The organism is Candidatus Thiodiazotropha sp. AKAK3 (assembly GCF_058244645.1).
Map to the genome: position 1 here is coordinate 1 of NZ_JBSYOQ010000034.1, position 13,891 is coordinate 13,891.

Sequence of the window (13,891 nt, forward strand, 5' to 3'; positions counted from 1 at the left end):
TCTCCCGAAACAAATTCACCTGTAGGGTGCGGCCCTGCCGCACCATGCCCAACCAAAACCAAACCACCCGACGCGCCGGTGTAGAGACGCTGCTGGCAATAAACAAACTATCTGGGATTTTTTGAGAATTCTCACCCTGATGGTGCGGCAGGGCCGCACCCTACGATTCACCATTGCCATAGCCTCAAAAAAATCATCAAGATCTAAAAGCAAGGTAGCCTGGATGGAGTGAAGCGGAATCCGGGATGATTGGAGCACTGTTCTCCCGGATTCCGCTTCGCTTCATCCAGGCTACGGGCTGCGGTATTCAACGAAGAAGTGACTCGCTGGGGGGGCATCGGAATATCTCCCGAACCAAATTCACCTGTAGGGTGCGGCCCTGCCGCACCATGCCCAACCAAAACCAAACCACCCGACGCGCCGGTGTAGAGACGCTGCTGGCAATGAACAAACTATCTAGGATTTTTTGTGAATACTCACCCTGATGGTGCGGCAGGGCCGCACCCTACGATTCTTCATTTCTTCTGGTGGGACGGGTTCGTGCCCTACATCTATTTAGCTGCGCGCCAGCTACTCCCCGGCAATCATCATCTTATCGATCAGCCATGAGCCTGTCTGTACACTGGTTCGGGTCTCGATATCGGTACCGACCTCCTGCAACCCCATCAACATATCTTTCATATTGCCGGCAATGGTGATCTCTTCCACCGGAAATTGAATCTCTCCATTTTCCACCCAGAAACCGGCTGCGCCTCGGGAGTAGTCCCCTGTCACCATGTTGACGCCCTGCCCCATCAACTCTGTCACAATCAGGCCCCGTCCCATGGTTTTCAACAATCCATCCCGGTCCAGTTGGCCACTGTTAATTCTCAGGTTTCGCACACCGCCGGAATTACCGGTTGTCTGCATATCCAGCTTTCTCGCGGAATAGCTATCAAGCACATAGCTCTGCAGCACCCCATCCTGAATAAAATCCCGGCGGCTGGTCGCAACCCCTTCATTATCATAGGCAGAACTTGCCAGCCCCATGGTTAGCCGAGGCTCTTCATGAATGTTGATATGGGAGGGGAAAACGGGCTTGCCTAAATGGTCGAGCAGGAAACTCGCCTTGCGATAGAGTGATGAACCTCGTACAGCGCCGATAAAACTGCGTAACAAACCAACTGCCACATCAGCCTGAAATAGAACCGGTGCCTGCTGCGTCTTCACTTGTTGCGCATTGAGACGGGCAACAGTCCGCTGTGCGGCAATCTCACCTACCAGCGCTGCATCTTCAAGCAGCTCACCTTTACGGGAGAGGGTATACCAATAGTCCCGCTGCATGCTCTCCCCCTCCTTGGCCACTACCGAGCAACTGAGACTATGCCGCGAAGAGGGATACCCACCGATAAAACCATGGGTGTTGCCATACACCTGCAGGCCATTATGAGAATTGAGGGTTGCCCCCTCTGAATTGAAGATTCGAGTGTCGGCTTCACGGGCAGCTGACTCACAACGTATTGCCTGATCTATTGCCTGCTCAACACTCTGATCCCAGGGATGGTATAGATCAAGATCGGGAAACTCAGTTGCCATCAAATCTTTATCAGCCAAACCTGAACAGGGATCTTCCGAGGTATAACGTGCAAAATTACAGGCCGCTTCCACCGTCTCCTTAATGGCTTGAGGTGAGAGATCAGAGGTACTTGCAGAGCCTTTGCGTTTATCGAAATAGACGGTGACTCCCAAACCATTGTCTCGTGTATGTTCGATGGTTTCCGTCTCTCCCAGGCGTACCGTCACAGAGAGACCGGAATCGCTGCTCACCGCCGCTTCCGCAGCAGTCGCACCCTGTTGTTTTGCCTCTTTCAGCAGATCTTCGACCAATTGCTGCATTTGGTGTTGTCGCGAACTCATATCGGTCACTGCTCTGTCCCTCCGACAGTCAACTCATCCAGTTTCAGGGTTGGCTGCCCGACGCCTACAGGAACACTCTGCCCCTCCTTACCACAAACGCCGATACCACTATCGAGTTTAAGATCATCTCCGACCATACTGACCCGGTTCATCGCTTCTGGACCATTACCGATCAAGGTCGCCCCTTTTACCGGATGGGTGATTTTTCCATTCTCAATCATATAGGCTTCACTGGCAGAAAAGACAAACCGCCCCGATGTAATATCCACCTGACCACCACCAAAATTCACCGCATATAAACCACGTTTGACCGAGGCGATGATCTCTTCCGGTTTGTGCTCGCCTGGCAACATGTAGGTATTGGTCATGCGCGGCATGGGAAGATGGGCATAGGATTCTCGCCGCCCATTTCCTGTCGAGTCGGCATTCATCAATCGTGCATTGTGCTTGTCCTGCATATAACCTTTGAGAATGCCATTTTCAATCAATACTGTGTTCTGACTGGCGGTTCCCTCATCATCGATATTCAGTGAACCCCGTCGACCTGGCAAGGTGCCATCATCCACCACGGTGCAGCAGGAGGAAGCGACCTGTTCACCGATACGTCCACTGAAGGCTGAGGTTCCCTTGCGATTGAAATCCCCCTCCAAACCGTGTCCGACAGCTTCGTGTAACAGCACACCGGGCCAACCAGGCCCAAGCACTACAGGCAGTGCTCCGGCCGGCGCATCCACCGCTTCCAGGTTAACCAGTGCCTGGCGTACCGCTTCCCGGGCATAGCCCAGGCCACGCCCCTCCTGAACAAAATAGTCAAGAGTTTCACGCGCACCACCACCACTACTGCCCTGCTCTCTGCGACCACCCTGTTCAGCAATCACATGCACATTCATACGCACCAGAGGTCTTACATCAGCACTCAGAGTGCCATCGATGGCAGCCACCAGCACAATGTCCTGAGCAGCAACCAAACTGACAATTACCTGCTTCACCCGTGGATCCTGTTTTCTCGCCTCACTATCGAGCTGACGCAACAGATCGACCTTCTCCGCCTCACTCAGACTCGGGAGAGGATTAATTGGTGCATAGAGCTGTCTCGGTGCCGGTGTACCCGCGATCTGAACACTTTGACTGGCACCACTACGGGTAATTGCCCGCGCGGCTCTTGCTGCCTCCTGCAAGGTCGGCAACTGCAACTCATCTGAGTAGGCAAAACCGGTCTTTTCGCCACTGATTACCCGAATTCCTGCACCCTGTTCTATATTGTGGGCGCCCTCCTTGATAATCCCATCTTCAAGAACCCATGACTCGAGTCGACTGGTCTGAAAGTAGAGATCGGCAGCATCGACACCCTGCCCCGTCAATTCACCAAGCATTCGGTCAAGGTCGCTTTCTACCAACCCCACCGGTGCAAGAATATTCTGTTGTGCAATTTGAATCAGATCTGACATTTTTTAGTTCCAGCCGGCTGGCTGTTAGAGGAAAACGGAAAGTTGTGCATCCCGAACTTCGTCGGTAGCACGCTGATGTCTACTCAAAAGCAATACGCAGTGTGCTGGCCGAAAAAGCCGGTCACAAGGAGATCTACCCATACCTACAACTGCCGATGATCAATGGTTGGGAAGGTTCGTCTGATGGTCTTCTGATAATCACGATCGAGCTCAACACTGACGAAACCAGTACCCCTTGGTACACGAGAGAGAACTGTGCCCCATGGGTCTACGATCATGCTATGGCCATGAGTCTCACGACCACTGATATGGTATCCACCTTGAGCAGCGGCGATAACAAACGCAAGATTTTCTATTGCCCTTGCCCGTACCAGAGTCTTCCAGTGCGCTTTACCCGTCATGGCAGTAAAAGATGAGGGCACAGCAAACAGCTCTGCTCCCTGATCCAACAGTTTGCGGAACAACTCAGGGAAACGGAGATCGTAGCAGACAGCAATTCCCAATCTGCCAAACGGGGTATCCACCACAACCGATTGATCCCCTGGCTGGATTGTGCCTGACTCTATATAACGCTCGTCAGTTTCCACCAGATGTACATCAAAAAGATGGATTTTGTCGTAACGTGCTACCTGCTTGCCACTATCATCAATTACCAGACAGGCAGCCCGAACCTTACCACCCTGGCTGGCACGTAAAGGTATCGTGCCACCAACGATCCAAACGCCATAACGTTTCGCCATCTGACTCAAAAAACTTTGCAGCGGCCCATCCAGAGGCTCTTCGCACAGGGTCAGCATGTCATGATCATGCTCCCCTTTGAAGGCAAAGTTTTCAGGCAGTACCACCAAACCGGCACCACTATCACTGGCTTCACTGATTAACCGCTCAGCTTCCAGAAGATTGGCACTGACATTAGGGCTGGACGCCATCTGGATGGCGGCAACTTGATTCTTCTTACCACTCATATTTCGATCTATCTGTGTGTAATCCCAGTTAAGTTGCGAGCATAGCATCTTGCAGCAGCAAACCGCCAGTTAACCCCGTCTAACCATAGCCCCTTATTACCACCTTAATCTCCGGGCATTTCAGGCATATGGGCATCCTTCTCAGTTGCATCAGCCTCAGGAGTAACTTGATTGAACTGGGGATCATCCCAGCTTCCGGTCACCTCGTAGGTTCGCATGGCGATACGATCAAAGTGTTTGCCAAACAGTTGCTGGGTCACTGCAAGCGCGACACCCACCGTGGGATTAATGGCCAAAGCCCCGACCAGAGGCAAAGTCGCACTGACATTCGGCGTGACCACCACACGCTGGTCGTAAGTTCGACTGCTCAATCCGGTTCGTCCGCGAATATCCACCATCGCAGCTGTACTGCGCAACGCCAAATCAGTGGTATAGGCATCACCATCATTGAGTACAAAATTACCCTGTATGCTGTCGAATGCCATGCCCTTTGAAAACAGGTCAGAAAAATCGAGCGCCAATCTCTTGCCCAGCGCATTCAGGCTGAACAGCCCGATCAAGCGTCCAACACCAGGATCGACATTATCGACCGCACCTTTCTCGACATTCAGCCAGAGACTGCCATAGAGTTGTTCCGCGCCCATTTCCAATGGAGAAGCTGGCCAGTAGAGTTCAGCCTTAACCTCTGTCGCTGCCTCTTCTATGCCCGTAGTAAGGCCCAGCTCTTTTTGCAGATCCCCAAGACTTGGTGTCTTCATCTGTAGGTTGAGCCCAGTGCTATGTCCTTTTGGTGACAGCCGCCAATACCCCTGCCCCGACAGATCGATACTGCTTCCAACCAGAGTAAGGTTGTTAATGGTGATACCGTTATTCTCTTTACTCCAGGTCAGGTTCCCTTTGCCTATGGGACGATCGTTGACATAGAGCTTTTCCACTGAGAAATTCACTGCCGGCACATTACGCGGATCCAACTGAGTCTCCAGCTTCTCATCGGATTCACCGGTAATCGTACTCGCCAGCTCTTCAAGATTCAGTTTTACAAAATCGAAACGACCCAGGATAGGTTGCTGCTGCAAATCACCAGGCACCTGCATGGTGCCTTGAACAGTATCCGAGGTGAGATTAACCCGATAACCATTCGCATAATTCTTATAGGAGAATTGAGTTTGTGGGCAAGATGTACTCAGAGCAATCAGCTCATCAACCCGAAGATTCATCTCAATTCGCAATAAGTGGCCATCATCCGATGGGGGAAGATTGTTGACCCAGGTGATCCACTCATCTGCATTGAGATTTTCGAGTTGACCACTGAGATGAAAACCCTCTATGCCATCCAGGCTGAGCGGTTGCTGGTTAAATCCTATTGCCGCAACCCAGGGCTTCTCCTGATCTTCGTAAAATCGCAAGAGAGCATGGGTATCTTCGCCATATCGAATTCTCAGTTCAGTGCTCAGATCCTGCAGGATATCCACCCCCATATCGAGTGACCTTGACTGCTGAGCCTCTTTGCCCAAAGGCTCAGGCAGATTAACCGCCACCCCCTTGAGATCAGATTTCAGGTTCATCCGAACCGGCACACGGCTTGGCTGATGAGCAATACTGAACTCCAATTCAGTTTCGCCATCACCTTCAAAATATTGCAGATACCAATTGGGAAATTTTTCATGCATCCGCCCCATATTCAGCAGGGTGTTGCCTTTGATATGAGTCCAGTCCTTACCCTGATGATGGTAGGGAGAGAGATCAAAACGGACAATTTTATCCAGAAAACGGGCTTCAAGCCCCTCCCCTTTCACCCCGGAACGATCAAATTTCAACCGACCTTTCAGGGCCTTCAGGTCAATCTCTGCCTGTTTCACTGTCAGTGCTGATTTTTCGAAATTGATCTCGCCATTGACACTCAACTCACCTCGCCCCTCCTCAAGGGGAATAGCCAGATCAACTACTGTGCGGGTCTTTCCTGCCACTGACACTGCATCAACGAAGGGCTTAAAGTCCTCCTTCAAAGTGGTGTCACCCAATATCGCCATAATGTCCTGAAATGGACCTCTCGCTTCTCCTTTTATCTCTATTGGTGTGGGATTTCTCAACTCATCAATATTGATAGAGACATCCTTCAAACGGCTATTCAGCATCACACCATTTTGAAGTTTGGCTGAAAGACCATTATTGATGAAATGGATCTCAGCCAATGCTTCTGAGAGATAAGGCCAGTCCGGCATATAGTCCAGCAGTAGATCTTCGATACCGAACCAGACTTCAAACCGCCCTTCATGTTCCTTGAACGGAAACTGATTTACAGGCCCATAAAGCAGAAAACTACCTGATTTTATGTTCCCGCCGATCAATGATTTGTCCAACCATTCGACCAGTGGCTCCGGCATCACGGTTACCGGCAGATAGTCACTCTTACGTGATCCATCCGCATTCCAAAAGTCAGTCTGGATATCGGCAAATAGATCCTGGCCTGAGATAGGAATCTGCAGTTCAATGCGCGACAGAGTCTCCAGATCAGGATTGCTCATCTCCAGGTAGTCGGTCTGCATATGCAATCCCGATTGGAGATCGAAGTTCCACAAAAAATCACCGATTGCACGATCGGCTTTCAAGGGCCTGCGAAACAGTTGAGGATAGTCGATGGTCAGGTTATGGCTATCAATTTTGAGCCAGCCACCGGAGTCGCTGCCATCAAAAGCCATGTCGACCCCTTCAGTTCCGGGAATACTCTCCCAGGGTGCAGAGGAAAACCCTTCGATTTCCCCCCTTAACTGCCAATCGACTCCCTCTTCTGCGGATTTCCGTAAAGTGAAATCGAGGCCGGTAAGATCACCCTTCGGGTTAAGTCCTAACAGTGCTTTCTGCAGATCTTGGACAGGAAAATCGACACTCGAAAAAAAGTCGTGGATTGTTCCCAACGAAAGATAGTCCACCTGCAGATGAAAACCCGTACTATGATCAGATTCCTCCCACCAGGCTATTTCAAGATATCCTGCAGGCCAGGCCTGGTCTTTATGGCGCAGAGAAAACTGATCAAACAAGAGAACCCACCCCGATTCATGTCGCGACAAGTCAATATGGGTAGATAGATTCTGCAGAGAGAACGGGGGGGTATCATGCCGACCAGAAATCTGCAGCTTGCTCAGCTCGGTATGCCCACTTATGTTTTGAACAACCCCCTGATTCACTTCCCCCCAGATTTCCAGGTTCGCCTGGGCCTGGTCAAGTTGATACCCTTGCGGCAGCCAATCATGCAGACGACCGCCAAGCTGCAGATCTTCACACTTGAAATAGAATTCGCCACTCATCTCCATTGAGTTTGAACTCTCCTGATGAAGATCGGCAATCAGATGAATCTGCTCTTTTGCATCACGGCCAACCCGACTTGAGACAGAAATCTGATGGTGTAATCCATCGTTCAGCAGATCCACATCAAGCCCACTCAGTCTGAGTGGTGGCTGTCCCGGAACAGCGCTTTTGATATGAATTTCCGTATCAATCATTCTCAGCCGGTTCTGTCCGAGAAAAATGCCCATCACAGCTGCCGGATCAGAATCTGTAGCGTTTTCCATGCCCTGCAATGCAACTGAGCCGTCCGCGAATCGCTCCATCTTGAGCTTAGTGCCAACAACCTTGCCACCACCCAATACCAATTGCCCTGCAAACAAGCTCTTTAAAATCCGAACTTCCACAAAGACTTCCGGAGAGTAGAGCAAGGCATCACCAGACGCTCTATCGAGCGCTGTGACATCAGCAAACCTGAGTACCAGTTGGGAACCTCTGAGCTGCGCCTGAATTGCACCTATATTAAGCGGTAACGCTGCTTTTTGTTCGACTACCCGCTCAATCTCCTGCCGGTAGGGTTCAAGGTCGATCCCTGGCAGTGTCACTCTCAACCCTGTCAGCAACAGCGCCAGCAGGATGGTCAGCCACCCAAGGGTCTGCCAGAATTTTGTGTGGAGATATTTTGCGACAGTCAACATGGAAACAGCATAGGGAAGTAGTCAGACCAACACGACGTCGTAGTGCTCCTGACTGTAGAGTTGTTCTGCTTGTAATTTGATGGGATGGCCAACGAACTGTTCCAGCTCAGCCAGGTGTGTCGATTCTTCATCCAATAAGCGATCTATCACCTCTTGGGAAGCCAGCACCAATAGGGATTCCACATCAAATTGTCTCGACTCTCGCAGGATCTCGCGAAAAATCTCATAACAGGTAGTCTCTGCTGTCTTCATGGAGCCACGGCCACTACAGCACGTGCAGGGCTCACAAAGGACATGCTCGAGGGACTCACGGATGCGTTTGCGGGTCATCTCAACCAATCCCAGTGAAGAGACCTCCGTGATATGGGTTCTGGCATGGTCATGTGCAAGGCACTTTTCCAAAGCGCGCAAAACCTGACGCCGGTGTTCCGGGTCGAGCATATCGATGAAATCGATGATGATAATCCCTCCTAGATTGCGAATTCTAAGTTGCCGACAGATCGCCTGGGCTGCCTCCAGGTTGGTCTTAAATATGGTCTCTTCCAGATTACGATGACCGACAAAAGCCCCGGTATTCACATCAATTGTAGTCATCGCCTCGGTCTGATCGATCACCAGGTGTCCGCCCGATTTCAGCTGAACTTTGCGTTCCAGAGCCTTTTGTATCTCATCCTCCACCCCATACAGGTCGAACAGGGGACGCTCTCCCGGGTAGTACTCGATACGGTGTTTGATGTCGGGAATAAACTTCTGTGCAAAGCTGATTGACTTTTGATGGGTCTCTTTTGAATCGATACGCACCTTCTCGACATCCGGCCCAACCAGATCCCGCAGTGACCTGAGCGGCAAAGAGAGATCCTCATGTATCAATTCAATCTTTTTTGCCAGCTTGCTTCGCTCCTGAATTGAACTCCATAACCTGGCCAGAAAACGCATATCAGCTTTAAGCGACGACTCATCTACACCTTCTGCAGCGGTACGCGCTATGTAACCACCTGAAATTTCACCGGTTTCAGCCACCTGATTGAGCAGTTCACGTAACCGCTGACGCTCCTCCTCTGCTTCAATTCTTTGCGAGATACCCATGTTGCCCAGGGAGGGCATAAACACCAGATGTCTGGATGGAATCGAGATATTGGTGGTTAATCTGGCACCCTTGGTGCCAAGTGGATCTTTCAAGACCTGGACGATTACCAGCTCGCCTTCCCGCAAAAGTTCATGAATATTGTCTGTCTTCGGTTTATCAGTCGATTCACCAATATCTGAGACATGCAGAAAGGCTGCCCGTTCCAGACCGATATCGACAAAAGCCGCCTGCATGCCTGGAAGAACCCGGCAAACCTTGCCCTTATAGATGTTCCCGACCAGCCCCCGCTTGCCGGAACGTTCAATAATAATTTCCTGGACAGCACCGTTTTCTATAACCGCCACGCGGGTCTCAGGGGGTGTTACATTAATTAGGATTTCTTCACTCATATCAACGACTTCGTTATTCTCATTATGTTTTTTCCCTGCAAACATCAAGCTTCGCCCAACCGGTGCATGCGGGGTCAGTAGCCAAACACTACACTATTTTGATGCCGACTCGCCCAAGTAATTCCGCTGTCTCAAACAGAGGCAGCCCCATCACTCCGGAATAACTACCCTCAAGCCGGGTGACAAACTGTGCACCAAGCCCCTGTATGGCATAGCTTCCAGCTTTATCGGCAGGCTCTCCTGTTTCCCAATAGTCGTTTATCTCAGTCGCACTCATGTTTCGAAATGTGACCCTGCTGACAGATACCCTGGTCTCCAGGGATGGGGTAGCGAGGGTGACCGCACTAAAGACCTCATGGCTGTTATCTGAAAGTTGATTCAACATCCAGATCCCATGATCCCGATCCTCTGGCTTGCCCAAAATCTGACCATTGATAACCACGCTGGTGTCGGCAGCCAAAACCAGACAGCCCTCTTTGATGGGGATTTTTTCAAAACCGGCCCTGGCCTTATCCTCAGCCACTCGCTGCACATAGTCACTGGGCTGCTCTTGAGGAAGCAGACTCTCATCAACCTCAATATCGAGCAGTTGATAATCGATGCCGATCTGTTGCAGCAGTTCGCGACGACGCGGAGAGCGGGAGGCCAGATAGAGTGTAAAACCACCACTCATAAACTACCCCGCACGATGATAGGGGTGATTACGCAGTATGCTCCAGGCACGGTAGATCTGCTCGGCCACCACGACCCTCACCAACGGATGGGGCAGGGTCAAAGGCGACAGAGACCAGCGCCCCTCTGCCTGGCTCAGACAATCTGCAGAAATCCCTTCCGGCCCGCCGACCAGCAGGGCTAAATCCCGGCCATCCCCCATCCAGGATTGAAGCTTGCCGGAGAGCTGTTCTGTGCTCCAGCCTCGCCCGGTCACATCCAATGCCAGGATCTGGCACCCCTTGGGTATTGCTTTCAGCATCCGCTCGCCCTCATCCTTAAGAATGCGTTTGATATCAGCCTTACGGCCACGATGCCCAGGCGCCACCTCAAGCAACTGCAGGCGACACTCACCCGTCAGGCGTCGGGCATACTCTTCATACCCTTCTGTCACCCAGCGTGGCATACGATTTCCAACTGAAATAAGATAAATATTCATGATTTAGGGGCAGTAGTGTACTGGATTGTCTGAATGGATTGGGTATTTTTTAAAGCCTGAAGCGTAAAATATGCGCCACAAATCCACCATTCAGTGACGTGGAATGCAACCATCGGAGAGAGGCAGGATCGTAGTCAATCCTAATATAAGGTATGCTTCCGCTCCATGAGCAATAAACACTTGACTGATACACGTTTTTCCGACTTCGACCTGGATGATCAGGTACTTCTCGGAATCCAAGAGGCCGGCTTCGAATACTGCACACCAATCCAGGCCGAAACACTCCCCATCGCACTGACCGGGAAAGACCTGGCAGGACAAGCACAGACAGGAACAGGCAAAACAGCAGCCTTTCTCATCGCTGCGATCAACTATCTGTTGCACAACCCCCCGAGTGATCAGCGCAAACCCAATCAGCCCCGCACACTGATCGTGGCCCCCACCAGGGAGCTGGCAGTGCAAATTTACAACGATGCCCAGGCATTGACCCGACATACAGACCTGACAACGGCGGCTGTCTATGGCGGAACAGGCTATGACAAACAACGTAAACAGCTCGAACAGGGTGTCGATATCCTCATCGGCACGCCGGGCCGACTGATTGATTATCTCAAGCAGCGGATCTACGACCTTAATGAGATTCAGGTTATTGTGCTGGATGAAGCGGATCGAATGTTTGATCTGGGCTTCATAAAAGATATCCGCTTCATGCTTCGCCGCTGCCCGCCACCGAGCAAAAGGCTGGGGATGCTCTTTTCAGCCACCCTCTCCTACCGGGTCAGGGAGCTGGCATATGAACATATGAACAATCCTCAAAGTGTCGAGGTGGAGCCCGAACAGGTCACTGCAGAAAAGATCACCGAGACCTGCTACATGACCGCAAACGAGGAGAAAATTCCTCTGCTGTTGGGACTGCTTAAAAACATTGAGGATGCGAGAACAATCGTATTCGTGAACACCAAGCGAACAGCCGACAAGGTTTGGGGGTTCATGCAGGGTAACGGTATAGACACTGCTGTACTCTCCGGTGACGTCCCCCAGAAGAAACGCCTGAGTCTGCTCAACAAATTCCAAAATGGCGAACTGCCTGCCCTTGTGGCGACAGATGTCGCGGCCCGTGGCCTGCACATCCCGGATGTCACCCATGTGGTCAATTTCGATCTTCCGGAAGATGCCGAAGACTATGTACACCGTATCGGCCGCACAGCTCGCGCCGGCGCCAGCGGAGAGGCAATCAGCTTCGCCTGCGAGACCCACGCCTTCTCCCTGCCGGATATAGAGACCTATGTGGGGCACTCCATACCGACTCAATCAGTATCAACTGAACTGCTCGCCGAAGTGGATCCGAAAAGCCGTGTCTACCCCGAAAAAGGCGCCCGACAAAGACATAAAGATGGACAGAAAAGCCATGGCAAAGGCCATCACCACAGAGGCCAGAAATCAAAAGGAGAAGGTGGACACCGCCGCCACCGTCGTGGGCCTAAGCCACCTCAAACATCCAGCGAGTAACAATGGAAAATAAGTGTCAACGCTGCACCAATTCGAAGTGCTGCACTTACACCACAGAAGCTATTGGCGCCGCCCCACGGTCGAAAAGTGATTTCGAGCATCTGCTCTGGCAAGTCTCCCATGCCGGAGTTGAAATCTATAAAGATGATGATGGCTGGTTTCTATTGATCAGCGGAAAATGCGAACATCTGCAACCTGGGGGAGGTTGCGGTATCTATGAACAGCGTCCGCAGATATGTCGTGACTATGACAATGACTGGTGTGAATTCGATGCCCCTGCAGAGGATGGCTTTGAACTCTACTTCCGCAATTACAGCGAGCTACTTGCCTATTGCAAAAAGCGTTTCAAAACCTGGGGTAATTAACGCTTTACCCCAAGCTTCTCAAATCGCACGCCTACTAACCAGGAACTAGTGTAGTGTCCTATATAAAGCGTGCATTTAGAAAGCCACGCAAACCTAGATAGGCCTCGTCTAAATGTATGATTTGTATAGGACACTACACTAGGGCCTGCAACTTATTAATCCATCGGGTTAATAACGGGCCAAGTTCGGATATAATCCGCATTTTCTGACAACAACCTTCGACTAATCCAGCCATGCCGCTTTCAGCCGTACAATTACAGCAACAATTCATACATCTTCGCGAAAACAAAATTTTCGAAACTTTTGTTATTCTGGTGATTGTGATATCAGCGCTAATGATAGGCGCAAAGACCTACCCTATCCCTGAAACCGCAGCCAAAGCACTGCGTCTGCTCGATATCGGTATCACCATCTTTTTCCTAGTTGAAATTATCATTCGCCTGTTGGCGGAACACAGTATCAAACGCTTCTTCACCAAGGCCTGGAATGTTTTTGATTTCCTAATCGTTACTGCGAGTCTGATCCCCGTGGATGACAGCGAAGCAGCCCTACTGGGACGGCTACTACGGATCTTCAGGGTCTTGCGACTGGTCTCCATCATCCCCGAATTGAGAGTGCTGCTGAACGCCTTTGTCAAAGCCATACCCCGCATGGGTTATGTCTCACTGCTGATGTTTATCATCTTCTACATCTATGCTGCGATGGGCAGTATGTTCTTTCACAATATAAACCCAGAGTTGTGGAGTAACATCACCATCGCCATGCTGACCCTGTTTCGCATAGCCACCTTTGAGGACTGGACCGATGTGATGTATGAAACCATGGAGGTCTTTCCACTCAGCTGGTTTTTCTACTTATCATTTATCTTCATCGTAGCCTTTGTATTCCTCAACATGATGATCGGAATCGTGCTTGAGACCTTACAGCAGGAGCATGAGGAGTTCTCCCGTGAGAGTGGCGAGGGGGAAGCGGGAGAAGTACACCGTATCGACACCCGAACAGCAGAGATGGAACAACGCCTGGTGAAGATGGAAAAGATGCTTGAACAGCTCACCCAGCAACGAGGGGACGCTGTAAAGCAGGAGTAGCCGTATCTCATTGG

The 13,891-nt window shown here is 51.0% G+C and carries 11 protein-coding genes; 3 read left to right on the top strand and 8 right to left on the bottom strand.

Features of this window, described 5'->3' with window-relative positions:
* Positions 1-203: 203 nt before the first annotated feature.
* From AC4IE7_RS05400 to rlmH, 8 genes are all read right to left on the bottom strand, one after another.
* The gene (locus AC4IE7_RS05400; protein WP_490775791.1) at positions 204-338 is read right to left on the bottom strand and encodes a hypothetical protein; all 135 of its coding nucleotides are present in this window, start codon (positions 336-338) and stop codon (positions 204-206) included.
* A 232-nt stretch (positions 339-570) separates the two neighbouring features.
* Positions 571-1,896, bottom strand: coding sequence for a metalloprotease PmbA (gene pmbA, locus AC4IE7_RS05405; RefSeq protein WP_490775792.1), 1,326 nt, complete (start codon positions 1,894-1,896; stop codon positions 571-573).
* A gap of 5 nt (positions 1,897-1,901) precedes the next feature.
* Positions 1,902-3,344 carry a metalloprotease TldD gene (gene tldD / locus AC4IE7_RS05410; protein ID WP_490775793.1) on the bottom strand — a complete coding sequence of 481 codons (1,443 nt, stop codon included), beginning with the start codon at positions 3,342-3,344 and terminating at the stop codon, positions 1,902-1,904.
* A 143-nt stretch (positions 3,345-3,487) separates the two neighbouring features.
* Entirely contained in the window at positions 3,488-4,309 is an 822-nt protein-coding gene (locus AC4IE7_RS05415; protein ID WP_490775794.1) for a carbon-nitrogen hydrolase family protein, read from the bottom strand.
* Between the two features lie 104 nt (positions 4,310-4,413).
* Entirely contained in the window at positions 4,414-8,289 is a 3,876-nt protein-coding gene (locus AC4IE7_RS05420; RefSeq protein WP_490775795.1) for a YhdP family protein, read from the bottom strand.
* Positions 8,290-8,310: 21 nt separating this feature from the next.
* Complete coding sequence (gene rng / locus AC4IE7_RS05425; protein WP_490775796.1) at positions 8,311-9,765, bottom strand: ribonuclease G; 1,455 nt, start codon at positions 9,763-9,765, stop codon at positions 8,311-8,313.
* An 88-nt stretch (positions 9,766-9,853) separates the two neighbouring features.
* Positions 9,854-10,438 (bottom strand): Maf family protein, encoded by a 585-nt coding sequence (locus AC4IE7_RS05430; RefSeq protein ID WP_490775797.1) that lies wholly within the window; start codon positions 10,436-10,438, stop codon positions 9,854-9,856.
* A gap of 3 nt (positions 10,439-10,441) precedes the next feature.
* Entirely contained in the window at positions 10,442-10,915 is a 474-nt protein-coding gene (rlmH, locus tag AC4IE7_RS05435) for a 23S rRNA (pseudouridine(1915)-N(3))-methyltransferase RlmH (RefSeq protein ID WP_490775798.1), read from the bottom strand.
* Between the two features lie 165 nt (positions 10,916-11,080).
* Between rlmH and rhlB the strand changes: the two genes are divergently transcribed.
* From rhlB to AC4IE7_RS05450, 3 genes are all read left to right on the top strand, one after another.
* The gene (rhlB, locus tag AC4IE7_RS05440) at positions 11,081-12,424 is read left to right on the top strand and encodes an ATP-dependent RNA helicase RhlB (RefSeq protein WP_490775799.1); all 1,344 of its coding nucleotides are present in this window, start codon (positions 11,081-11,083) and stop codon (positions 12,422-12,424) included.
* A 2-nt stretch (positions 12,425-12,426) separates the two neighbouring features.
* Positions 12,427-12,789 (top strand): YkgJ family cysteine cluster protein, encoded by a 363-nt coding sequence (locus tag AC4IE7_RS05445; RefSeq protein WP_490775800.1) that lies wholly within the window; start codon positions 12,427-12,429, stop codon positions 12,787-12,789.
* 233 nt (positions 12,790-13,022) lie between these two features.
* Complete coding sequence (locus tag AC4IE7_RS05450; protein WP_490775801.1) at positions 13,023-13,877, top strand: ion transporter; 855 nt, start codon at positions 13,023-13,025, stop codon at positions 13,875-13,877.
* The last annotated feature ends 14 nt before the right edge of the window (positions 13,878-13,891 follow it).